The sequence below is a fragment of the Affinirhizobium lemnae genome (genome assembly GCF_022968395.1).
Taxonomy (GTDB): Bacteria; Pseudomonadota; Alphaproteobacteria; order Rhizobiales; family Rhizobiaceae; genus Neorhizobium; species Neorhizobium lemnae.
In genome coordinates this window covers 50,659-73,306 of record NZ_JALJQZ010000003.1, presented here as the reverse complement: position 1 = coordinate 73,306, position 22,648 = coordinate 50,659, and the positions used below count along the sequence as shown (strand labels likewise).

The 22,648-nt window shown below is 57.2% G+C and carries 18 protein-coding genes; 8 read left to right on the top strand and 10 right to left on the bottom strand.

Annotated features, from left to right (window positions below; all coding sequences use genetic code 11):
- Positions 1–62 precede the first annotated feature (62 nt).
- The 3 genes from gor to rpiA all read right to left on the bottom strand — a co-directional run bounded on the left by gor (position 63) and on the right by rpiA (position 2,846).
- On the bottom strand, positions 63–1,457 hold the full coding sequence (gene gor / locus MUU53_RS02880; protein WP_247259517.1) for a glutathione-disulfide reductase: 1,395 nt from the start codon (positions 1,455–1,457) through the stop codon (positions 63–65).
- A 118-nt stretch (positions 1,458–1,575) separates the two neighbouring features.
- The gene (locus tag MUU53_RS02875) at positions 1,576–2,133 is read right to left on the bottom strand and encodes a DUF2059 domain-containing protein (RefSeq protein WP_062554284.1); all 558 of its coding nucleotides are present in this window, start codon (positions 2,131–2,133) and stop codon (positions 1,576–1,578) included.
- Between the two features lie 17 nt (positions 2,134–2,150).
- Positions 2,151–2,846 (bottom strand): ribose-5-phosphate isomerase RpiA, encoded by a 696-nt coding sequence (gene rpiA / locus MUU53_RS02870; RefSeq protein ID WP_062554283.1) that lies wholly within the window; start codon positions 2,844–2,846, stop codon positions 2,151–2,153.
- A gap of 169 nt (positions 2,847–3,015) precedes the next feature.
- Here rpiA and gph point away from each other — a divergent pair, with 169 nt between their 5' ends.
- On the top strand, positions 3,016–3,765 hold the full coding sequence (gene gph, locus MUU53_RS02865; RefSeq protein ID WP_377307246.1) for a phosphoglycolate phosphatase: 750 nt from the start codon (positions 3,016–3,018) through the stop codon (positions 3,763–3,765).
- Positions 3,766–3,823: 58 nt separating this feature from the next.
- On the opposite strand, the gene MUU53_RS02860 is transcribed toward gph, so the two are convergent.
- Positions 3,824–5,800 carry a L,D-transpeptidase family protein gene (locus MUU53_RS02860; protein ID WP_247259516.1) on the bottom strand — a complete coding sequence of 659 codons (1,977 nt, stop codon included), beginning with the start codon at positions 5,798–5,800 and terminating at the stop codon, positions 3,824–3,826.
- A 423-nt stretch (positions 5,801–6,223) separates the two neighbouring features.
- Between MUU53_RS02860 and fumC the strand changes: the two genes are divergently transcribed.
- Together fumC and MUU53_RS02850 are read left to right on the top strand one after the other, a co-directional pair.
- Positions 6,224–7,612 (top strand): class II fumarate hydratase, encoded by a 1,389-nt coding sequence (fumC, locus tag MUU53_RS02855; RefSeq protein WP_247259515.1) that lies wholly within the window; start codon positions 6,224–6,226, stop codon positions 7,610–7,612.
- Between the two features lie 260 nt (positions 7,613–7,872).
- Positions 7,873–8,943: a GGDEF domain-containing protein gene (locus tag MUU53_RS02850; RefSeq protein WP_247259514.1), complete on the top strand. Its 1,071-nt coding sequence runs from the start codon at positions 7,873–7,875 to the stop codon at positions 8,941–8,943.
- A gap of 33 nt (positions 8,944–8,976) precedes the next feature.
- Here MUU53_RS02850 and MUU53_RS02845 read toward each other — a convergent pair whose 3' ends face one another.
- From MUU53_RS02845 to MUU53_RS02835, 3 genes are all read right to left on the bottom strand, one after another.
- Positions 8,977–9,585, bottom strand: a complete 609-nt coding sequence (locus MUU53_RS02845) for a pyridoxamine 5'-phosphate oxidase family protein (RefSeq protein WP_247259513.1) — start codon at positions 9,583–9,585, stop codon at positions 8,977–8,979.
- Between the two features lie 60 nt (positions 9,586–9,645).
- Positions 9,646–10,860: a low temperature requirement protein A gene (locus tag MUU53_RS02840; protein WP_247259512.1), complete on the bottom strand. Its 1,215-nt coding sequence runs from the start codon at positions 10,858–10,860 to the stop codon at positions 9,646–9,648.
- A gap of 105 nt (positions 10,861–10,965) precedes the next feature.
- A complete protein-coding gene (locus MUU53_RS02835; protein ID WP_247259511.1) occupies positions 10,966–11,352 on the bottom strand; it encodes a gamma-butyrobetaine hydroxylase family protein in 387 nt (128 codons plus the stop codon).
- A 196-nt stretch (positions 11,353–11,548) separates the two neighbouring features.
- Between MUU53_RS02835 and moaA the strand changes: the two genes are divergently transcribed.
- Positions 11,549–12,535 carry a GTP 3',8-cyclase MoaA gene (gene moaA, locus MUU53_RS02830; RefSeq protein WP_247259646.1) on the top strand — a complete coding sequence of 329 codons (987 nt, stop codon included), beginning with the start codon at positions 11,549–11,551 and terminating at the stop codon, positions 12,533–12,535.
- Between the two features lie 4 nt (positions 12,536–12,539).
- Here moaA and MUU53_RS02825 read toward each other — a convergent pair whose 3' ends face one another.
- Positions 12,540–14,219 carry a methyl-accepting chemotaxis protein gene (locus MUU53_RS02825; RefSeq protein ID WP_247259510.1) on the bottom strand — a complete coding sequence of 560 codons (1,680 nt, stop codon included), beginning with the start codon at positions 14,217–14,219 and terminating at the stop codon, positions 12,540–12,542.
- 368 nt (positions 14,220–14,587) lie between these two features.
- Here MUU53_RS02825 and MUU53_RS02820 point away from each other — a divergent pair, with 368 nt between their 5' ends.
- Positions 14,588–14,767, top strand: coding sequence for a hypothetical protein (locus MUU53_RS02820; RefSeq protein ID WP_247259509.1), 180 nt, complete (start codon positions 14,588–14,590; stop codon positions 14,765–14,767).
- Between the two features lie 93 nt (positions 14,768–14,860).
- On the opposite strand, the gene MUU53_RS02815 is transcribed toward MUU53_RS02820, so the two are convergent.
- Entirely contained in the window at positions 14,861–17,395 is a 2,535-nt protein-coding gene (locus tag MUU53_RS02815) for a methyl-accepting chemotaxis protein (RefSeq protein ID WP_247259508.1), read from the bottom strand.
- A 623-nt stretch (positions 17,396–18,018) separates the two neighbouring features.
- On the opposite strand from MUU53_RS02815, the gene MUU53_RS02810 reads away from it, so the two are divergent.
- From MUU53_RS02810 to mobB, 3 genes are read left to right on the top strand one after another with little or no spacing between them, the layout of a single operon-like run.
- Positions 18,019–18,924 (top strand): DMT family transporter, encoded by a 906-nt coding sequence (locus MUU53_RS02810; RefSeq protein WP_247259507.1) that lies wholly within the window; start codon positions 18,019–18,021, stop codon positions 18,922–18,924.
- An 8-nt stretch (positions 18,925–18,932) separates the two neighbouring features.
- A complete protein-coding gene (mobA, locus tag MUU53_RS02805; protein WP_247259506.1) occupies positions 18,933–19,556 on the top strand; it encodes a molybdenum cofactor guanylyltransferase MobA in 624 nt (207 codons plus the stop codon).
- Positions 19,553–20,062 (top strand): molybdopterin-guanine dinucleotide biosynthesis protein B, encoded by a 510-nt coding sequence (gene mobB / locus MUU53_RS02800; protein ID WP_247259505.1) that lies wholly within the window; start codon positions 19,553–19,555, stop codon positions 20,060–20,062. Before mobA ends, mobB begins: the two co-directional genes overlap by 4 nt.
- Before the next feature lie 58 nt (positions 20,063–20,120).
- Here mobB and MUU53_RS02795 read toward each other — a convergent pair whose 3' ends face one another.
- Entirely contained in the window at positions 20,121–22,367 is a 2,247-nt protein-coding gene (locus tag MUU53_RS02795; RefSeq protein WP_247259504.1) for an OmpA family protein, read from the bottom strand.
- Positions 22,368–22,648: the final 281 nt, after the last annotated feature.

Here is a 22,648-nt window from a genome sequence, read left to right as displayed (position 1 = left end):
TTGAGTGCATCGAAGCGCGAGCCTTGGCTCGCGCCTCTCAAGAATCAAGCAAATCGAATGCATCAAGCGTTGATGCGCTCTCCACCCTTCACGCGGTAGCTCGGCTTGTACATGGTCACAAGCTCTTCGGCAGCGGTCGGATGAACCGCCATGGTGCGGTCGAAGTCGCCCTTGGTCACTCCGGCCTTGAGCGATATGCCCAGCAACTGCGCCATTTCACCCGCGTCGTGCCCCAGGATATGCGCTCCGAGCACCTTCCGATCTGCCGCATTGACCACGAGCTTCATGATCATCTTTTCGGCGCGCCCGGAAAGCGTTGCTTTCATCGGACGGAACTCCGCACGATACACTTCGATTTCATTGAAGCGTTTGCACGCCTCTTCTTCGGAAAGCCCAACCGTTCCGATTTCCGGCTGGGAGAACACGGCGGTCGCGATCAGATCATGGTCCGGCGCGGTCGGATTGTTCTTGAACTCGGTCTCGATGAAGCACATCGCTTCGTGAATGGCGACTGGAGTGAGCTGGACCCGATCCGTCACATCACCCAACGCGAAGATATGCGGCACATTCGTGCGTGAGTAGGCATCCACGACAATGGCGCCCCGCGCATCGACTTCGACACCCGCCTTCTCCAGACCGAGGCCAGCAGTGTTCGGATCACGGCCGAGTGCGAGCATGATCTGATCGGCAGAAACGCTGGCGCCCGCCTTGGTGCGCGCTGTCAGCCCGCCCGCCGGAGATTTCGTGACCTCTTCGATCACGTCTGTCAGCATGATGCGGATGCCCTTGTCGACCATTGCTTTATGAAGGCCCTCACGCATATCGCGATCGAAGCGGGACAGAATTTCCTGACCGCGATAGATCAACGTCGTGTCAACACCAAGCCCATGGAAGATGTTGGCGAATTCGACAGCGATGTAACCACCGCCCGCGATCAGGATGGATTTCGGCAACTCTTCCAGATGGAAGGCTTCGTTGGAGGTAATGCAGAATTCAGAACCAGGCAGCGATGCGTGCGGATTTGCCGTGCCACCAGTGGCAATTACGATGCGTTCTGCTGTCACTGTGGTGTCCGTTTTGACGAGACGGATCGTGTGGGCATCCACAAGTTCTGCACGCGTATCCAGAATTTCCGCCCCGGCATTTTCCAACCCGCGGCGATAAAGCCCTTCGAGGCGGGCAATTTCCTTGTCCTTAGCTTCAATGAGCGCTTTCCAGTTGAAGCTGCTTTCACCGACAGTCCAGCCATATCCGGCGGCATCTTCGAAGTGCTCATGATATTGGGAAGCATAGACGAAAAGCTTCTTCGGCACGCAGCCGCGGATGACACATGTGCCGCCGAAACGGTATTCTTCCGCAATCGCGACCTTCTTGCCTATGGATGCAGCAAGCCGTCCGGATCTCACACCACCTGACCCGCCGCCGATAACAAAGAGGTCGTAATCATAGCTGGTCATGTGAGGCTCCTATGGAATGTCCGGCGAATGGGATTGGCACTTCATATAGTGTGCAATGGCACACAAGGAAAAGCCCGGCAGAACCGGGCTCATCTTATAAACATCTGGAAGCGGTAGATCAGGGCTTCGGAGCGTTGCCCGTTGCGTCTGCCGTCGGAGCCTTCACCTTGTTGGCATCCATCACGGTGCGCAGCTTGGCGGTGCTGTTGGCAGTCAGATCACGCGAAATGCCATTCGCCCAGATTTCTGCGGCGCGCATCGTTTCGCGCTGCACGAGCGGAAGCGTCTGAAGATATTTCTTGCCAACTGGCGAGGAGTAGAAAGAAGCGATCTGCTTCAACTCATCAACCGTGAAGGACTTTGCGAAGGTGACCGCGACTTCCTTTTCCAGGTCGGCACGACGCGGAGCGAGAGCCAGAGCCTCGGCCTCGACCGTCTTGGAGATCTGCGTCTGGAAGTTCGGCGAAGCAACCGTGTACTCATTCTTCAAGCGCTCGGCGAGGTTTGGAAGAATGGCATCGAAACGATCCGTGGCATTCAGGGCTGCAATCGCATCCCGTGCCGCCTTCAGATGATCGGCAGGAATTTCCTGGGCGCTGACGGGGGCGCTCAACGCTACACCGGAAAGAAGAATGGCGAGCGCGGCGGTACGGCCGAAAACCGCTTGTCTGATCATGTTTCGTTGCTCCTGTCTTATTTCGCCTGCATCGTTCGCGCACCCGCCGGTCCGGCAATGATCGCAAACGATGCCATATTGATGAACAGCCCGTGCTCTACGACGCCGGGTATTGAATTCAGCTGGGTCGCCAATGCCTCTGCATCAGGAATACGGCCAAAAAAAGCATCGAGAATCAGGTGGCCGCCGTCGGTCGTGAAGGCGCCATCGTCCGATTTTCTCAACTTCAGATCGCCCGAAAGCCCAAGCTTGGAAGCCAGTTTCTCAATCGCAATGCGCGTTGTGGCGAGTCCAAACGGATTGACCTCGATCGGCAATGGAAATTTGCCGAGAGTTTCAACGACCTTGCTTTCATCCGCGATCACGATCATCCGGCTCGACGCAGACGCGACGATCTTTTCGCGCAACAGAGCGCCGCCGCCGCCCTTCACCAGACGCAGCGCGCCGTCAACTTCGTCGGCACCGTCAATGGTAAGATCCAGCTCGGGAAGTTCATCCAGGGACTTGAGTGGAACACCAAGCTCCAGGCAGAGGCGCGCGGTTCGCTCCGATGTTGGCACACCCTGAACCCGCAGGCCGCCCGACACCTTTTCCGCAAGCAGTCGAACAAATTCTTCCGCCGTCGATCCGGTGCCGATTCCAAGACGCATCCCGTCTTCAACATGCTGGAGCGCAGCCTCGGCTGCCTTGATTTTCATTTCCCGGGCGTCCATCCGCCGCAAGCTCCCATCTGTTTCGTTGTGTGCTGTTTACACGGCCCGCCTGATAAACAAAAGTCCCAGTTTATGCTTCTTGGAGACTATTCGAAGACCAGAATACAGAGGCACACCCTCCCCTCTCCATTTGCAATTCTTGCTCACGATCCTTAATCTCGCGCCACCCATGGACTTGGCGACACCCTCATTCTCTGCTTCGGAAGGTTTGATTTTGACTGCTACCCTTGTTGTTTTCGATCTCGACGGCACGATGATCGACACTGCGCCTGATTTGATCGAAAGCCTCAACCACACCATCGCAGCCCGCGATCTGGAACCAGTCAGCTTCGATGACCTGACGCATCTGGTCGGACAAGGCGCGAGGGTCATGATCCGGCGTGCATTTGACCTGCGCGGATACCCGCTGTCGGATCAGGAAGTGGACCCGCTGTTTGATCGCTTCATCGATCACTACAAGGCGCATATGCCGGGACAGAGCAGGCCCTTCGCCGGTCTTGAGGCAAGCCTGGACCGGCTGGAACGCGATGGCTGCCGCGTTGCTGTCTGCACCAACAAGGCAGAGCAGCTGGCAGTGCCCCTTCTGCGGAAGCTGGGCCTCGCGGACCGAATGGCAGTCATCACCGGGGGAGATACCTTTGCTTTCCGCAAACCGGATGGGCGGCACCTGCTCGAGACGATCAGATTGGCAGGCGGCGATCCTGCCAAAAGCATACTTGTCGGCGACAGCGTCAACGACATCCAGGCTGCCCACAATGCCTCGGTGGCATCGCTTGGCGTAACATTCGGCTATTCCGATGTGCCGATCGCCGATCTGAACCCCACACGCATCATCAGCCATTTCGACGAACTGACCGTCGAGCTGGTGCAGGAAACGCTCGCCGCAGGCAATCGCGCCAAGTTCCCGGTCACCGCCTGAACGGAAAAGGCCAGCCCTATGAAGGCTGGCCCCTATCGCTTACATAAGCATTCGGAAATCAGGCGCCGCGCGCCTTGCTTGTGATTTCGAAGGCCTTTTCAACAGCAGCATCACGCTTGTAGACATCATCGAAATACTCGATGTGACCGTCCTTGTTCGGCCATGCCGTGAAATAAGCCACGTAGACCGGGAACTTCTGCGGAACCTGTATAGCCTGGTTCTTGCCCTGAGCGATCTTGCCGGCCAGGTCCTGTTCGGTAATGCCCAGCACGGCGGCGGCCATCTTGCGGGGCTCCGCCAAACGCACACAGCCGTGGCTCAGCGCGCGCATGTCACGCTGGAAGAAGCTCTTCTGCGGCGTGTCATGCATATAGATGGCGTGGGCGTTCGGGAACAGGATCTTCAACTCGCCCAGAGCATTGTCGCTCGATGGCGGCTGGCGCACGGAAATCGCCTGCGTGGATCCGCGCCAGTCGACGGCAGTGGATGAGACCGCCTTGCCAGACACTTCGACCTGGTAGCCCATGCGGTCGAGATAACTTGGATCCTGCCGAAGCTTCGGCAACATCTCATTGATGATGATCGACTGCGGGACGCCCCAATACGGATTAAGCTCGACCGTCTGGATTTCGTCCTGGAAGAAGAAGGTCTGATGGCTCGGCGAACCGACCACAACGCGCATGGAGAACTGCTCCTGCCCGTTCTGGTGATAGTAAACCCGGAATGCTGGCTGGTTGATGAAGACATAGCGGCTGCCGAGATCGTCCGGCAACCATTTGCTCTGCTCCATCGCCACGATCAGCTTCTCGATCTTGTCGTCGGAGGTATGGCCGGTCATGGCGCGCACTGTCGCCGGACCGATGACGCCATCGGCCTTCAGGCCGATTTCCTTCTGGAAGCTCTTGACCACCTCCACCAGTTCCGGCGCGTAGGTCGGCGTATTCTGGTATGACGCAAACACAGCGGAATGCTGCGTCTTCAATGCCTCGGAACCCTTGTGCTGGATCGCCGCGATAACTTTGGCCAGATCAGCATTGCTTTCACCCGGCTTCAGCTTCAGAGTTTCAGGCACCTGCACCGCTTGCGCTTCATTCCCGGCAGCGGCGCGCACCTTGGCCAGCTCCGCCTTCAGCGCCAGGAATTGCGGGCTCTTCGGCGCCATCCCATCCAGATAGGCGCTTGCATCTGCAGCGCTCTGCAGCCCAGGCAGAATGGAGGGAAGGTTGACGTCGCGTCGCTTCAGGTCGTGATATTCCGAGATCCGGTTCGGGTCGATGCGGCCACGCGCCATGTCCTGCGCGAACAGCAAAGCCTTTGCAGACAGCGCCAGCTCGAACTGCATCAGTTCCTTCTGATGCTCATCGGGAACCTGAGCGACAGCAGGCTTGACCGCCGTGACCGAAGGGCTCTCCGAATCGGGAGCAGCTACTGAAGAAGCATCGGCTGAGACGGGCGTGACCGCCGGTGCTTCCGCAGGCTTCTGGGCGTCGGAGACGCTGGATGTCACGAAAGTTGGCACCGGAATGCGATAATCAGCCGGGTTCAGACCGTAATCTCCAGCCTTTTCCATCAGCGCAATCACCGCGCGGGCGCGCTCACTTACGTCTTCCCGCTCCACCCACAAAGGCGCGGTATTCTTGGCATAGAACGCTTCAACCGCCGCCGCCACATCGCTCGGTGCAGAAACCTTGGCCTGCGCGAGGAAGCGGCTGGCATCCGCCGCGGATGCAGCAGCGAAACCGGATGTCTTCACGGCACGGGCGGAGTCCGCCTTGTAGGTGAAGTATTTTGGCGCAGAAACCTTCGGCAGTGGCTCTGGATCGCTGAGGTCAATGGCACGCTGGCTGATTGGCGGCTGCGCACTCGCCGGTACGCGACCTTCAAGCTGCTCCTGAATGGTTCCGCGATTTTCGCCGCGCAGCATATCCATAAGTGTCAGGGCGTTGGCCGTGCCTGCGCCGACGGCAGAAGAAGCAATGCCGGAAAAAAGGGCAATTGCGAGAGAAGTCTTTGTATGTGCGTGCGGCAACGTCATCCCCGTCACGTTGAGGGCCTTGAATCAGTGGGCCTTGTAAGCCTTTGCGCCTGAATAGCTGGTCGTGAGCGCTGTGAAAAGTAAACGAAAAGCGATGCCTGACCGGTGAGAGAGCGCTGATCCTGCCCGCAATCGTTGACGCAAGATTAAGAAATCATTGGTTAATTTTTTACTGATAACTTGCTTGAAGAGGCATCAAGACGGTTCACAGACGCTTGATCGGGCTCAATATAAATCCTTGGCGTGTCATTAAAAACACGCGGCGAAACCTCACTTTAGCCTACACTCATCAACCTTCGCAGTGCTTGCAGTCGCAAAACAAACGTATAGTAATGCGCGCGCCCGACCTTGCATCGGCCACCGACACCGCATAGGTGCAGCCGAGCAATCCCGTTTACGTCCGTGTTACGCAGAGGCTTCAAGATGACCACGCGCACAGAAACCGACACATTTGGCCCGATTGAAGTTGCCAGCGACCGCTACTGGGGCGCTCAGGCGCAACGCTCGCTTGGAAATTTCAAGATCGGTTGGGAAAAGCAACCCCTCTCTGTCATTCGTGCGCTCGGCATCGTCAAACAGGCTGCCGCGCGCGCCAACATAGCTCTTGGCGGTCTGGATGCGAAGATCGGGGAAACGATCATTGCCGCCGCGCAGGAAGTCATCGACGGAAAGCTAAACGATCACTTTCCGCTCGTTGTCTGGCAAACAGGCTCCGGCACGCAATCCAACATGAATGCCAACGAGGTTATCTCGAACCGGGCAATTGAAATTCTCGGCGGCGTGATGGGCTCGAAGAAGCCAGTCCATCCGAACGATCATGTCAATATGAGCCAGTCGTCGAACGATACCTATCCGACGGCCATGCACATTGCCTGCGCAGAGCAGATCGTTCGCCATCTCATCCCGAGCCTCAAGCATCTGCACGCGGCACTGGATGCGAAGTCAAAAGCCTTTGCCCACATCATCAAGATTGGTCGCACGCACACCCAGGACGCGACGCCGCTGACCCTGGGTCAGGAGTTTGGTGGCTATACGGCGCAAGTTGCTTCCGCCATCAAGCGGATCGAAGTCTCCCTGTCGGGCCTCTACGAACTGGCACAGGGCGGCACAGCCGTTGGTACGGGCCTCAATGCGCCCGTCGGCTTTGCCGAAAAAGTTGCCGAAGAAATCGCCGCGATCACCGGCCTGCCCTTCGTCACCGCGCCAAACAAGTTCGAAGCGCTGGCCGCGCATGATGCCATGGTCTTCGCACATGGCGCTATCAACGCCGCAGCCGCCGCCCTATTCAAGATCGCAAACGACATCCGCTTTCTCGGTTCCGGCCCCCGTGCTGGCCTCGGCGAACTGGCCCTGCCGGAAAACGAGCCTGGATCGTCCATCATGCCGGGCAAGGTTAACCCGACCCAGTCGGAAGCCTTGACGCAGGTCTGCGCTCATATCTTCGGCAATCAGGCAGCCATAACATTCGCTGGAAGCCAGGGGCATTTCGAACTCAACGTGTTCAACCCGATGATGGCCTACAACTTCCTGCAGTCCGTGCAGCTTCTGGCAGACGCAGCGGTTTCCTTCGCGGATAACTGCGTTGTCGGCATCGAGGCGCGCGAAGACAACATCAAGCGCGGTGTCGAAAATTCGCTGATGCTGGTTACGGCCCTAAACGGCAAACTGGGCTACGATGCCTGCGCCAAGATCGCCAAGACCGCGCATAAGAACGGCACGACCCTGCGTGAAGAGGCAGTCGGCGGCGGATACCTTACCAATGAGGAATTCGACCAATATGTCCGTCCCGAGAATATGATTGGTCCAAAGTAATAGGCAGTTAACTGGCGCGAGCGGATGGACAAATAATGTCCATCCCTTGTGTTAAGGACGGAAAGCAAAAAAGTTTCGCCCGACTGCGGACGAATAACCGCATTGACACTTGACGATAATCAAGCCGAAATTTATACCAACTCCATAATCGTCTAATTGCAATGGTATTTTAGCGTTTTAGGCGATTTGACATTAATCCTTTTCCAATAAATTGCGAATAACCATATCATCAGTCTCAAATCGATGACCGGAGCAGAGCAATGACGACGGCAGCTGCGCAGAAGGCGCAAGCCGCCGATGTGGCTGGACAAATAATACACGCCATGCGTGCCATGAATGTCTCTCCCATCCCGCGGAACTACCAGCTCTTCTACGAGGCCTACATCGGTACGAATCCGACGTTGACTCGGGAGCTCTCGCAATTGGGCAACCGGCCTCGCCAGGAAGAACTCGACAATCTTGCCGCCAATTTCATTGGGTCCGGTCAGGCATCGATTATGGAGAAGGCTCACCGTAGATTGGTGGAAGAACTCGATGCGCTTCTCAACCTTCTACGCCGGGAACAGAGTTCGCTCGAGAGCTACAATCGTCTGTTAGATGAAACTGCCACAACCATTAATGCGAAGAACTATTTCTCCGCAGACCTCCTCAGTAACGCAATCTCCCTCCTGAGCAAGGCCACTGGGGATACGATCGCACAGGGCGAAAAAACGGTTGAAGGCGTGGTTCAGCGCAGCCAGGAAGTCGATCAAGTTCGCAAGGAACTCGACGAGTACAAGCGCATTGCAAACACTGACTCGCTAACTCGCCTATCGAACCGTCGCGCCTTTGACGAGAAGCTGGCGACATTGTACGACGATAGTATGCAACTGCCTGTCACGGCGCTTGTTCTGGCCGACATTGACCACTTCAAGAAATTCAACGATGCCTATGGCCACCCTGTGGGTGACAAGATCCTCGCATCCGTTGCTGCCGTCCTCAGGTCAAGCGTGCGCAAGGACGTGTTTGTGGCGCGGACGGGTGGTGAGGAGTTTGCACTCATCATCGAGGGCAACACGACCGATGAAGTGCTTGCCATCTGTGAGCGCCTACGAAAAGCCCTCGAAACTCGGCCATTTCGCAATTCACGCACCGGCATGGATTATGGGCCAATTACGATTTCGATCGGCGTCGCCATGGCATCGCAGGCCGATGACGCCGGTGATCTCTATGTAAAGTCGGATACGGCTCTCTATTGCGCCAAGAATACAGGTCGCAATCGCTCGATCCTCTTCGAGGATGGCATGCGCAAGGACTATGGCGGAAAGAGCTGGCTTATTTACAAAAAGTAGCACCTTGTAATCTGCGTTCTCGGCAAGCGACCATCACCACATGGTCGCTTTTGCACGTTCAGGCCATTCCTTGTCATAGGTCTGTTGATCGAAATCCGCCTTCGCTCCCTTCAACATAAGCCCAGGTGTCGGCAGTGCTTGTGGGTCGACAAATTTATCTGCATTCCAAAGCTCGGCACGCATGACCGCACGCGCACACTGGAAATACACCTCCACGATGGTCACAACGGTCACACTGCGCGGATGATGCCCATCCATCTCGAAGCTCTGCAGCAGTTCCGGCTCAATGGAAACCACGGCCCGACCATTGACGCGCATCACACTCGTAGAGCCGGGAATTAGAAACATCAGGGCGACACGGGGATCGCGCACGATATTCTCTAGCGAATCGACCCGGTTATTTCCTCTCCAATCCGGCAGCAGGATGGTCCGGTTATCCTGAACTCGAACTACACCTCCGAGGTCTCCCCGGGGAGAGCAGTCCAGCCCCTCTAGTGCAACACTCGCGAGTGCCACAAAAGGCGACGCCTCGATCATCTGGCGATATTCCGGTGTCAGCGCCTGTGTCACTTTCACAAGCGACGCTTCGCTCGGGTTCTTGTAGATGTCCCTCAATTGCTCGACGGATGTTATGATGGTCATGTGTTCCTCCCGTTGCATCACTGGAGTAAATCACGCGATCCGGGGCTGCAAGTGCGTGCTCTACTCGCCGCGCAGTTCTCCAATTTCATCCGCCTCATGGGGTATGCGCGCCAGCCGCCTGTACTCCCAGATCGCAACAGCCAGCAGGATGCATACTGCAAGCGCAGCAGTCCAGAGAGTTACCCATCCTTGTGTAACGAGAAGAAGCGCAAGGAGAGCGGCAATGCCGGCAATATGTGACCAGGGCAGATAGCCGGTCGTCACCCGCTTGACCCACAGGTTCCCGGCCAGAAATACCATCGGGCCACCACATATCACCAGCGCTCTGGCCAATCCTCCGATTTCAACCGGATGCGCAATCAGGTGTTCGGCAGCAACGGCACAGAGTATGATCCCGGCAATGACGGGAATATGACCGTATGTGAATACATGAAGCGCAACCTCGCCCGGTTCGTCCGAATCCTCGATCTCCTGCGATGCCTTTTCGTGGCCGAAGTGGAAATAGATCCACCACATTAGACCGGTCGCCAGAAATGAACCTGCGAGAATGACAACGATCAGCGGAGATATGTCCTGATCCGAAAAACTGCGACCCGTCGCCAGGACCGACTCGCCAAGACAGATCATAACGAACAATCCGCAGCGCTCGGCCATATGCTCACCGGATATATCCCAGTCTTCGGTTGTAGAGCGGCCATAGCCGGGCACCACGAACCGTAGCTCGGGGGCTAGAAATTCCAGTAGCAGGGCGCCATACCAGATGATCAGTCGCGCATGCGGATCGCTCAGCGCACCCCAGATCCAAAGGATGGCGGACAGCGCAAACCACAGGGAAACCCGCACGAAGTTGCGCCTGACATTTTCCATAACACCTTTGAAGGCGTATATCGCAAAAAGCGACCGGCCCAACTGCATGGCGACATAGGTCGCGGCAAACATCAGGCCCCGCTCCTCGAAGGCCTTCGGAATGGCCGAAGACATCAGCAGGCCTAGAAACATGAGACCGAACAGCAGCGCCCGAACGGGCATGCGCTCAGGGTCCAACCTGTTCGTCACCCAGGCCGTATGAATCCAGACCCACCAGAGAGCCAGCGCAAAAACGCCACCTTCTGTCAGTCCCGCTAGTGTAAAGTCTTCGACGATGAATTGGGAAAGCTGGATGAGCGCGAAGACGAAAACGAGATCGAAGAACAGTTCGGGAAAGCCGACCGTGCGTTCATGTTGGTCGCCATCCTTGACCCAATGGTCGTCGGCTTTAGTGTCGGTGTGCGCCATGAAACGTATGCATTCAATGAGAGGCAGGAAAAACACGATGCCACGCGACCGTCAAATCACTGGCGGCTTAAAAGTTCCATCAACTTTGGTCTGTCTCAGCTGAAGCTAGCGAGCGATGCCGGGCGTGTCCCGGTTCATGCCCTTCGCCGCAAGTTCCCGTTCGTATTCTGCGAAGAGATCCCTTCCCCTTTCACCGAGCTCTCTCAGATATCTCCAGGTGAATATACCGCTGTCGTGGCCATCATCGAACGCAATTCGGATTGCGTAGTTACCGGCGGCCACAACGTTGCGAATACCGACCATACGCTTTCCCGCAACCGTCACTTTTTGCCCCGGACCATGTCCCTGCACCTCTGCTGAGGGAGATAGCACCCGCATCATTTCCGCGGGTACGGCAAAAGCAGCCCCGTCGTCGAAAGTGATTGTCAGGCTGCGCTTGTCAGCAGCCACCTTGATTTCGGTCGGCCAGGAAGAGGCGCTCATTTCACTCATATCGTCTGTTCCGCATTGTTTTTGCTCGCTGGTTCTGATGTTGGGGCCCATTCAAGCATCTTCTGTCAAAACCATTTCCATCCGCCTTGACGCCTGTCGCAGCAAGTCCCATCTTCCGTGCAGGAGGACACGCGCCTTGAATAGTTTGGTCAATCCCAAAGACACACATACGCCATTGCGTACGAATGCGCATCCGATGATTGACCCCTTCGGTCGCATGGTGAGCTATCTCCGTGTGTCCGTGACGGATCGGTGCGATTTCCGCTGCACCTACTGCATGGCGGAAAACATGACCTTTCTTCCTAAGAAAGATCTTCTGACGCTGGAGGAACTGGATCGGCTCTGTTCTGCTTTCATCGCCAAAGGCGTGCGCAAACTGCGCCTGACAGGCGGCGAACCGCTCGTGCGAAAGAACATCATGTTCCTTGTCAGAGCGCTTGGCAGACATATCGAGTCCGGCGCTCTTGAGGAATTAACTCTGACGACAAACGGCTCGCAGCTGACGCGTTATGCCGATGAACTTTACGACTGCGGTGTCAGGCGCATCAATGTCTCCGTGGATACGCTGGATCCGGACAAGTTCAAGGCCGTCACGCGCTGGGGTGACCTGCAGAAAGTTCTCGAAGGCATTGAAGCCGCTCGCAAGGCGGGCCTGAAGATCAAGCTGAATGCCGTGGCGCTGAAAGGGTTCAACGAGCACGAGATTCCATCGATGCTGCGATTTGCACATGAACGCGGCATGGATCTGACGGTCATCGAAACCATGCCGATGGGTGAGATCGAAGAGGATCGCACGGACCAATATCTGCCGCTCTCCCAAGTGCGAGCCTCGCTCGAAGAACAGTTCACCCTGTCGGATATCCCGTTGAAGACCGGCGGTCCTGCCCGCTATGTCACCGTTCAGGAAACCGGCGGCAGGCTCGGCTTCATCACGCCGATGACACACAACTTTTGCGAAAGCTGCAATCGCGTCAGGCTCACCTGCACAGGAACGATTTATATGTGCTTGGGCCAGAACGATGCGGCAGACCTTAGATCCGCACTTCGGGCATCGCCGGATGACGTTGACCTTTACGCTGCAATTGACGAAGCCATTTCGCGTAAGCCGAAAGGTCACGACTTCATCATCGACCGGAACAATCGCCCTGCCGTCAGTCGGCATATGAGCGTAACGGGAGGTTGATTCCTTATGAGGCCCGCCGAACCGCCGATTGTGCCGATTGCTGGATGACAAAGCCCGAAATGCTGTCATAGAGCGCGCGCGCCTCTTCTGCTAGGGATTGGGCAGCGGCACTTGCCTCCTCCACTGTGGCGGCATTTCTCTGGGTCGTCTGATCAAGAACGTTGATGGCAGAACTGATCTCCGCAATTCCGGTGGCCTGTTCGCGAGAAGCCTGGGAGATCGCAACCACGTTAAGGTCGACATCTTTGACCTGTCGAACGATTTCGTCCAACGCTGAGCCTGTCTGATTCACAAGTGAAACGCCCTCGGCAACCGCTGCACCGGATGAAGAAATCAGCTCCTTGATGTCCTTTGCCGCGCTCGCAGATCGCTGCGCCAGTTCGCGAACCTCTTGGGCAACGACGGCAAATCCTTTCCCGGCTTCCCCGGCACGGGCGGCTTCCACACCCGCGTTCAGTGCGAGGAGGTTTGTCTGGAATGCGATGGAATCAATCACTCCGATGATGTTGCTGATTTCGCGAGAAGACGTTTCGATCTTCGCCATAGCCGCTGTCGCATTTTCGACAATGGCGCCAGATCTCTCCGCCCCCTGTCGCGTCTCCGCTACCAGACGCTGAGCCTCAGTTGCACGATTTGCCGCATCGCGAACCCTTGCAGTCAATTCATCGAGCGCTGCGGCCGTTTCCTCCAGCGAAGCCGACTGCGTTTCAGCGCTACGGGCAATATCGTTCGAAACCGAATTGATTGTATGCACATTCCCGTTGAGGCCCTGAGCCAACGATTTGATGCCTGAAACCGTCTCACCGAGCTTTTGGAAGGCCAAATTGAGATCAAGTCGGACCTGCTCCAGCGCAGGGTCCAGCCCTTCAGTGATTTGTGCGGTAAGGTCTCCTTGCGAAAGCCTGCCGATAGCCTGCCCGATCCGTTCAACGGAACTCATGCGCGCTGTAATGTCCGTCGCAACCTTGATGACCTTGTAGACGATGCCTTTCGAATTGAAGACAGGCGTATAGGCCGCCTGGATCCAGACTTTTCGTCCGCCTTTTCCAAAGCGAATGAAGTTGTCAGCAACAAATTCTCCACGTCTCAGTCTTTCCCAGAATGCGCTATAATCGGAACTGCGTACGTAATCGGGATCGCAGAACATAGAGTGATGTTGGCCAACAATCTCAGTGAGTTGATACCCCATGGCGCCCAGAAAATTCTGGTTCGCCTTGACGATGCGGCCATCACGCTCGAACTCAATGATCGCCTGACTCTGATCGATAGCTGTCAGACGGTTCTCGTCATCCTGAGCTGCAAGCTTGCTGGCGGTAATGTCACTTGCGATTTTCAGGATGCGCACGACCTTGCCGTTTCGCATAACGGGATTGTAGGACGCCTCGATCCAGAGATCGTCACCCGCCTTCGTCTGGCGCAAAAACTGGCCGTGCTGGAACTTTCCGACAGAGAGATCTGTCCAAAACTTGCGGTAAGCATCAGAGGAGCGGAGCGTCTCGCCACAGAAAATCCTGTGGTGTTGACCAAGGATCTCCGAAATATCATAGCCCAACGCCTTACAGAAATTTTCATTGGCGTGAAGGATCTTGCCAGCCGGATCAAACCATATCATGGCCTGGGAGCGGGAAATCGCCGCCATTTCGTTGACAAGACGAGATGCACTGAACAGGTGACGAATGGCCATACAATTTTAATCCGATGGAGTAATATTGCCGGATTACAACTGTTGAGTATTTAATTAACTGTTAAATATCAATCCTCACTTCCACTGGTTGAGAATTTGTGTCCTTAAAGCCTAATCTTTTAGCGATCGCGTCTAAACCGAATTACCCCGGTGGTTCGGAAACTCGCAGTTGCAGTCAATGCACGCTGTGCTGCCGTCTCCCGGATATCGATGAACTCGACAAGCCAGCCAATGTCAGTTGCACGCACTGCATCCACGGTTTCGGCTGCCGGACCTATGAGAAACGACCACAAACCTGCCGCGATTTTCGCTGCCAATGGTTGACAGATGTCACTCTCGATGCGGCCTGGAACCCATTGGAATGTCATATGATGGTTTACCGTCAAGGACTCCAGACAACCGTGCTTGTTGACCCAAAGCTTGGCAACGCGTGGCAACAGGGCAAATATGCTTCGATGCTCGCAGAACTCGCGCGCCGAAGCGAGGATGAAGGTGGGTATCTCATCCTGTTTGCGGGTGATGAAGTCCGTCGCATTCATCCGAACTGAAAAGGCACCCTGCTGAGGAAACGCCTGTAACGAATAAAGGCCGCACAATGACGCGCGACCCTGGGAGCTACAAGTCTGACTTTTGGGCCTCGTTCAGGCCGCCCTACCGCGACGCACTTGCGCGCCACCGGCATCTCCAACGCGGAAGTGCTCGATCTTTTCGGCAAGTGCCACCGCGCGGCCTCTCAATCCGTGGATTTCAGCGTTGTTTTCCTCAACCATTGCAGCGTTGCGTTGTGTGATGAGCTCGACCTCGCCCAGAGCCTGGCTCACTTCGCCTATGCCCACAGACTGTTCGCGCGTGGCGGATGAGATATCGGCCACCAGCTTCTGGACTGTGCTGACATGGGAAATGATCTGGCTCAGAGCCTCACCGGTCTGCTCCACCAACTGAACGCCGTTTGTTACCTGATGCGCACTCTGGGAAATTAGCCCCTTGATCTCTTTAGCAGCATTCGCGCACCGTTGGGCCAATTCGCGCACTTCCTGTGCCACGACCGCAAAGCCGCGGCCTGCCTCGCCTGCACGCGCCGCTTCGACTCCTGCGTTCAACGCGAGAAGGTTCGTCTGGAACGCGATCTCATCGATCACGCCGATAATCGTGCTGATCTTTTCGGAAGACCGGCTGATTTCACCCATGGCGGTAATTGCGTTGGTCACGACCTGGCCGGACTGTACCGCAAAGGCTTCCGTCTGATTGACCGATTCTGACGTTCGCTGAGCGCTGCTCGCTGTCGACTTCACGATGTCACTCAGCTGTCTGAGGGCACGAGTGGACTGTTCCAGTGCCGCCGCCTGCTGTTCCGTACGGCGAGCCAGGTCATCCGCAGAGCTGGATAGATTGCTCGAACCGCTGTTGATGTCAGCCGCAACGGAGCGCACATCTGCAAGCGTTGCGGAGAGCGTGCGGACAGCCACGTTGTATGTACGTGCCATGTCGACGAAATCGGCCGGCAGGTTCTCGTTCATCTCAACTTGCAAATTGCCTTCGGCAAGCTGGTGAAGAACATCCGAAAGGGCGGAAAGGGCCATCCGCTGCTCGTTCGACACCTTGGCACGCTCTGCGGCGCGACGTTCGGCTTCAGCAGTCGTGGCGTCACGCGCAGCAGAGGCTTCCTGCTCCAGCCGGATGTTTTCCAGCGCCGCATCGCGGAACACCGTAACAGAACGAACCATATCGCCGATTTCATCGCCACGTTCACGACCCTCGATGCGGACGTCCAGATCGCCGCTCGCAAGGCGGGTCATTATTTCGGTAACCCGGCGCAGCGGTGCACGAAGTGTCTCGACCAGCATGAGCGCGCCGATTATGGCCAGAAGCGTGCCTATGACAGTTGCAGCAATTGAGAGATTGGCGGATCGTTCACTGTCCTGCTTGCCAGCCTCCTGCGCCTCGGCCACGAAATTCTTCAGACCGGCCATACCATCCAGCAACTGCTTCTCGGTCGTAACGCGTGCGGCTTTCCACTGCCCTGCCAGATCAAGCATGCTCTTGGATTGCTTGTCGACAGTATCGAGAATGGGGGTCACTTGCGAAGCGAAATCTCGCATCGTTGGATTCTTCTTTCCGAGATCCGAGATCTTTTCGCTGGCAGTACGCAGTGCGCGTATGGTGGCGAGCAGCTCTTCGCGTGCTTCATTCGTCAGTGCCACCCGTAGCCGCTCCGAATGCAGCTGCAGCATGTCGTTCAGACGCAAAGCCTCGGTCAACTGGCCCACCAAAGCACGGTTGATCTGCAAGTCGTCTTCCAGCGTCGCGAACCGGTCTGCCGCGGTATTGGTGTTCTGATTCGCCGTCATCAGATAGGTATCGCGAACCGGTTGGAGAGCAGCCATAGCGTCACGAATGGCATTCGCCTTGTCGGCTGCAGGCTGGTCGCTCTTTGCAACGGTCTCAATTGCTGTCAGCTTGTCCTTAAGGGTGGAGAGCGAACTCAAGGCCTTTGTGGTCGCCTTCGCCTCAAGCTTCGGCAAATCCTTGCGAAGAACTCCGATATAGGTCACGGCGGCACGTGGAAGCGCCTCGTCACTTGTAATGTTCTTCACAGCGTCGAACAGGCTGTCCATGCGGGCAGCTGTCGTTCTCAGGGCATAGGCATCGAAGAGCGCGCCTTTCGCAAACTTTTCCTTGCTCTCGCCTTCCTTGCGAACAGTCTCGAACTGCGCACTGACAGCACCGGCAAGCGCACGGATCTCATCCACACTTGCCTCCATGGTCTGTTGAGTGCGGGTTGTCTTCCGTTCAATCTCCCAAAGCCCGGCAGTAGACAGCTTGAGGGCTGGGGCGGCCTGCTGGACGACGTAAAGACGCTGCCGATCTTCAGGCGTAATCACCAGCCCTTCCAGAACGGAGATTCCCTTCTCCTGCTCGGCAATCGCATCGTTCAATGCCTTGAGGCTTGCGCTGCTTGGCTGGGCAAGGAAGCCAAGAAGAGATGCCTGCAATCGCTCGAAATCGCCGATGTTTTCGATAGTGGCACGCGTCACGGTCATATGCCCGTTGAGCATGCGCGCGGTGTAGAAACCAGCGAGCCCCACGCCTGCGATCAAAAGGATCAGGGGAACGACAAACAGCAAAACCTTCGTGACAATACGGCGGCTTTGCAACAAACGATCCAGGAACGACATTACACCTCCTCGTGCATCTGCTACGCGTCCAATCATGGGCGGCGGTACACGGCTATCCCCATCATGCAGGAGCTTGAAACGAAGCTTTGCCAAGCAGCTATTGAGCAATCGTTAATTCACAAATCTAGCATTTGAAAGCGATATACAATCAAAAATTGAATTCTACAAAAAAGTGTCGTCATAGATTTAAAAAATATAACATTTATGAATATAAATCTGGATAATATAATAGATTTATGCAATTTTAGGTTTTTATATTATGATTTTAAATTTTAAAATTTTTAATTTTCACGTTTTTGATAGATAATGCAGACGAGCCGAAGTTCCGAGTTCGAAAATAAGCAAAAAAGAAGTCTTTATATTAAAATGCAAGTCAGGTTTTACATCGAGTGTCTTTCACCGTACAGTAGAGCCTCACCGTGATTAATCCAGTCAATTCGGTTTTCCAGCGGCGGAGGCTTGCATTTCAGCCAATCGCCGCCAAGTGTTGAAGCGTCTGCTGGAACGGCGCGCCAATCTTGGCATGCCATTTGGTAAATCGCCTTTTCATAACCAAACAACTGGTGCGTGCCGCTGTGATCGACTACAGCGAAATCGCTAATATATGCCTGAGGGAATCCAGAATGCCGTTATCAGCGAATTCGCGTGGCGCCCTGATGATGACGATTGCCATGGGAGCCTTCACCACCAATGATGCGCTCATCAAATCGATTACGCATGACCTGAACATTGCGCAGATCATCTTTCTGCGCGGCATCGCGACAGCCATCATTCTCGCCGTCATGGCCTGGTCCTACGGAATCCTCGGGCAGTTCCGGTTGATGTTCAATAAGGCCGTCATCCTCAGATCCGGCTTCGAGATCGGCGCGACCATTACCTATATCAGCGCCCTTTCGCACATCGATCTGTCTGTGGCCGCGACAATATTGCTCTCTCTGCCGCTTGCCGTGACCTTCGGAGCCTGGGCCTTTTTCAAGGAACCGGTCGGATGGAGGCGCTGGCTCGCCATCATCGTCGGCTTCGTCGGCGTCATCATCATCCTGAAGCCGAGCCCGGAAGCTTTCGTGCCCGCATCTCTGTTGGCGGTCATCACGGTCTTCTTCACAGCTGGCCGCGACCTGACCACGCGGCGGATCAACTCGGCCATCCCGACCCTGCTCGTCTCGCTTTTTGCTGGCTTGACGAACACGGTCTTCGGCGCGGTTCTCATCGTTCCCATGGGCGGCTGGATGCCCGTGAGCGGTCACTCCGTGCTCATCATCGTCGTGGCCGCCTGTTTCATCATTGCGGGCTATCTGTCGATCATCAGTGCCATGCGAACGGGAGACATCTCCTTCATCGCGCCGTTTCGCTACACGAGCCTCATCTTCTCGCTGAGCCTTGGCTATTATCTGTTTCAGGAGAGACCGGACGGCTACATGACGCTCGGCGCCAGTCTCATTGTTGCATCGGGTCTTTATGCCTTCTACCGTGAGAAACAGCGCACACGGGAAACGCCCGCTGCCAAGAGTACGCAGACACCCAATTGAGAACGCAAATGCCTCTGCCTTCCGTACCTGCCGTCGCCATTATCCTCGCCGGGGGTCTTTCCCGCCGGATGGGTCGAGACAAGGCCGAGGTCTTGCTGGCGGGAACCAGACTGGTGGATCGCGTGGACGCCCGGTTGCGCTACCAGAACCTGTCCGTATTCCTCAACGCGTCGGATGATCTCGGAACGTCGCTCCCCCTTGTTCCGGATACGCTACAGGGTCATCGGGGGCCGCTCGCCGGAATTCTTGCCGCCATGCGCCACGGCGCAAGCCTGCCCGATCCCACGAGCCATGTGCTGACGGTCCCGATCGATAGCCCCTTCATACCGCTGGATCTTGCGGCCAGATTGACCGCGGCTGCGACATCCGATGAAAGCATCGTAATCGCCGTGTCACAAGGCGCTCTGCATCCGGTTGTCGGCTTGTGGCCGATCCGTTTGGCTGATGAGTTGCAGGCGTTTCTCGAAGGTCCGGAAAATCCGCGCGTCAAGACGTTTCTGTCCCTCCACGAGGTCCGGACTGTCGAGTTTGCCGACATCGATACGCCCGTTGGTCCGCTCGACCCTTTCTTCAACGTCAATACGCCGGAGGACCTGCAATTGGCCCATCGCTATGTGGAGTTTGTGGGATGACCCCAAAGCTGTTTGGTATTGCCGGCTGGAAAAACTCCGGCAAGACGGGCCTCGCCGTACGCGTGGTGGAGGAACTGACGCGCCGCGGCTTTCGCGTCTCGACCGTCAAGCACGCGCATCATGATTTCGATATCGATAAGGTCGGCGCAGACAGCTACCGTCATAGGCAGGCAGGCGCGCACGAGGTCGCCCTCGTCTCCGGCACGCGATATGCAATCATGCATGAATTGCGTGGTGCCGATGAACCAAGCTTCGAGGAGATCATCTCCCGCCTCGCCCCATGCGATATCGTCATCATCGAGGGCTACAAGCGCGAACCGATCCCGAAAATCGAGGCACGCCGCCTTGAGGCAGCCAAGCGCGAACCGCTGGCGCCCAGTGATCCATTCATCTTAGGCATTGCTGCGGATCATGCCGTGGAAGGCGCCACCCTGCCCGTCTTCAATCTCGATGATACCAATGCAATTGTCGATTTCGTCATCGAGACGACAGGCCTGAACACCTGATGCGAAAAGACCGCCGGGACGATCTGGCCCGGCGATCTTTGCATCATTCGGATACCGTTTAGCGGTTCTGTGCGACCGGCTTCACCAGCGCAGTGATACGACGGATCGTCACGCGGCGGTTCTGCTGCTCCGGTCCTTGGGTCGCGACCTTGAGGTAACGCTCGCCATAGCCCTGCGTCACCATGTTCTCCGGCGGAATACCAAAGGCATCCGTCAGAACCCGCGCGACCGATTCAGCACGGCGGTCAGAAAGCACAAGATTGCTCTCGTCAGAGCCGACAGCATCCGTATGGCCTTCGATCAGGAAGGTCTCGGATGGATCGCGGTCCAGAACCTTCTTGATGGCGTCCGCCACCTTCCGCAGGCTGGATGCCTGGTTCATCGGAATGTCGGCACTGCCCGTGGCAAAGGTGACCGTATCGAGATCGATACGACGAACCTTGTCGCGGATACGGGCCGAGTAACGCACTTCATCGACGGAGTAGACCCGCTCCACCCGTTCGACAGGCGGCTGTTCGAGGAAGCGATAGTAGTCGCGATCCGGATCGCTGGTCGTATCTATGATATACTGGTTGACCGGGATCGTCAGGCGCATCGGGGGCAATTCCGCACCCGGATCACGCCAGCGGTAGTCGCGGTCGGCGCGTTCATCGGCAAGCTCCGGCGCATAGAACAGGATGATTTCGCGGCCATCGCGTCCGACGCGAGAACGCTGGACCACATCGCCATAGCGATTGCGGATCGTCACGATCTGCACGCCGCCATCACGCTCGTAGATCTCACGGGTACGTCCACCCGGCAGACGGTCATATTCGGGACGATAGCCGTCGCTGATGAAACGCTCACTATCGTCATGGCGAACGAACGTCCGGTTATCGAACTGAATGATCACGCGGCCATCATTGGCACGGCGCACGTCATCCCAGCCACGTGGGTCTTCGAAGCGCGGGCGCTCGCGCAATCTCTCACCCTGAACGCGCGAGAAGGATTCGATGCGAACAGGTGCTGCCGGTTGCCCACCCGGCGCGGCGGCCTGGGCAGCGGCATCGGATGTCGGCGGTGGTGGCGGCGGAGCTGTCGGTGCTGGTGCAGGCGCCTGCGCCTGACCTGGCGCCGGAGGCATACCGGGACGCTGACCATCTCGACGCTGACCATCTTGACGCTGTCCGGGAGCACCTGGTGCTCCGGGCTGGCTGGGTGCTGCGGCAGCGGCAGGCGCTTCCTTGGCACTATCAAGCACAGCGGCACCGTTCTGAACGGGCAGAACCACTGGCCCCTGAGCCTGCGCAGGATTGTTGGCAATGGCCTTTGCCCGCTCGATTTCCTGCGGCGTGGTCGGTGACGCAGCAACAGGAGGCTGACCTGCCGCCTGACCTGCTGCTTGACCGGGAGCCGGCGCAACGGCTGGAGCGTCGGAACGCTGGCCCGGCGCTACCGGCGGCTGACCGGGCGCAGGTGCAGCCGGTGGCTGGGCAGCAGGCGGAGCTACTGGCGGATCTGCCGGGGGTGCTGCTGGAGGAACCGGTGGCACAGGCGGCTGCGCGCCGGCAGCGGGCGGTGCTGCAGGACGCTCGGCTGGTGCCGGTCTCCCGGGCTCGCCCTGAGGCGCCTGACCCTGGGGTGCTTGACCTTGAGGCGCTTCACCGGGGCGTGTTTCCGGTCGCGCATCGTTGCGCGGACGTTCACCCGCTGGACGTTCACCTGCAGGACGCTCTCCCGCAGGACGCTCGGCACTTGGGCGCTGCGCAGGTTCAGCCGGTGGTGCCGCGCGCTGCGCTGGCTCGGCAGGCAGCGCGGGACGTTCGGCAGGTGCCGGCTCTGCAGCTTTCGGCTCGCGGCGTGGCGGATTATCGCCCTGCGGCTTCGGCTCTCTCTGGGGCTCTGGCTTGGCTTCCGGTTTGGGCTGTTCGGCTCTCGGCTGCTCTGCCTTGGGCTGCTCTGCCTTGGGCTGTCCTGTCTTGGGCTCTGGCGCTGCACGGGCAGGTGCTTCCGCTTGCGGCTCGGCTTGCGGTTCAGCGGCGGGACGCTCCGGGCGGGCGCCACCCTGTGCGCCGCGCGGCTGCTCAGGCTCTCCACGCGGGCCTCCGCCCTGTGCTTCTGGCGGCGGGCGACGCTTCTTCTGCTCTTCCTCGCCTGCTGCACCTTCCGGTCCCGGCGGCGGAGCCTGAACGTGAATGATGTCGGACTGGATGCCCTGTGCAGGCACCTGAATGCCCGGCATCGCGGCATGCACGCTGGGTGCCAGAAGGCTGATGGAAATCAATGGCATCGCCACACTGGCGAGGAGTCTTGTACGCTTGGGCATGATTGCTCCCTAACTGCGTTATCAGTCGGTCGTCCCGAAGCATCGGCCCGAAAATCAGCGATTTTCGGCAAGAACGATGCGTAGATGCAAATGCAAGGGCGTCATACCAACGATGGTATGAAACCCTTGCCGATACCCTTCTTTTCAGGGGCATTCGGCTCGCACCAACGGGAAGGTCAGTACTTTGTTCCAGAGGGAAATTGGCGCCGCGCCGCCTGAACCGGCGATGAATCGCTTTGGCAGCAGCCATTCAGATTGAGTGCTAAGACATTGAATACAAA

Excerpts from the sequence above, each read along its gene's own strand:
- gor (WP_247259517.1), bottom strand. The coding sequence starts at position 1,457 with ATGACCAGCTATGATTACGACCTCTTTGTTATCGGCGGCGGGTCAGGT.
- MUU53_RS02875 (WP_062554284.1), bottom strand. The coding sequence starts at position 2,133 with ATGATCAGACAAGCGGTTTTCGGCCGTACCGCCGCGCTCGCCATTCTT.
- rpiA (WP_062554283.1), bottom strand. The coding sequence starts at position 2,846 with ATGGACGCCCGGGAAATGAAAATCAAGGCAGCCGAGGCTGCGCTCCAG.
- gph (WP_377307246.1), top strand. The coding sequence starts at position 3,016 with ATGGACTTGGCGACACCCTCATTCTCTGCTTCGGAAGGTTTGATTTTG.
- MUU53_RS02860 (WP_247259516.1), bottom strand. The coding sequence starts at position 5,800 with ATGACGTTGCCGCACGCACATACAAAGACTTCTCTCGCAATTGCCCTT.
- fumC (WP_247259515.1), top strand. The coding sequence starts at position 6,224 with ATGACCACGCGCACAGAAACCGACACATTTGGCCCGATTGAAGTTGCC.
- MUU53_RS02850 (WP_247259514.1), top strand. The coding sequence starts at position 7,873 with ATGACGACGGCAGCTGCGCAGAAGGCGCAAGCCGCCGATGTGGCTGGA.
- MUU53_RS02845 (WP_247259513.1), bottom strand. The coding sequence starts at position 9,585 with ATGACCATCATAACATCCGTCGAGCAATTGAGGGACATCTACAAGAAC.
- MUU53_RS02840 (WP_247259512.1), bottom strand. The coding sequence starts at position 10,860 with ATGGCGCACACCGACACTAAAGCCGACGACCATTGGGTCAAGGATGGC.
- MUU53_RS02835 (WP_247259511.1), bottom strand. The coding sequence starts at position 11,352 with ATGAGTGAAATGAGCGCCTCTTCCTGGCCGACCGAAATCAAGGTGGCT.
- moaA (WP_247259646.1), top strand. The coding sequence starts at position 11,549 with ATGATTGACCCCTTCGGTCGCATGGTGAGCTATCTCCGTGTGTCCGTG.
- MUU53_RS02825 (WP_247259510.1), bottom strand. The coding sequence starts at position 14,219 with ATGGCCATTCGTCACCTGTTCAGTGCATCTCGTCTTGTCAACGAAATG.
- MUU53_RS02820 (WP_247259509.1), top strand. The coding sequence starts at position 14,588 with ATGATGGTTTACCGTCAAGGACTCCAGACAACCGTGCTTGTTGACCCA.
- MUU53_RS02815 (WP_247259508.1), bottom strand. The coding sequence starts at position 17,395 with ATGTCGTTCCTGGATCGTTTGTTGCAAAGCCGCCGTATTGTCACGAAG.
- MUU53_RS02810 (WP_247259507.1), top strand. The coding sequence starts at position 18,019 with ATGCCGTTATCAGCGAATTCGCGTGGCGCCCTGATGATGACGATTGCC.
- mobA (WP_247259506.1), top strand. The coding sequence starts at position 18,933 with ATGCCTCTGCCTTCCGTACCTGCCGTCGCCATTATCCTCGCCGGGGGT.
- mobB (WP_247259505.1), top strand. The coding sequence starts at position 19,553 with ATGACCCCAAAGCTGTTTGGTATTGCCGGCTGGAAAAACTCCGGCAAG.
- MUU53_RS02795 (WP_247259504.1), bottom strand. The coding sequence starts at position 22,367 with ATGCCCAAGCGTACAAGACTCCTCGCCAGTGTGGCGATGCCATTGATT.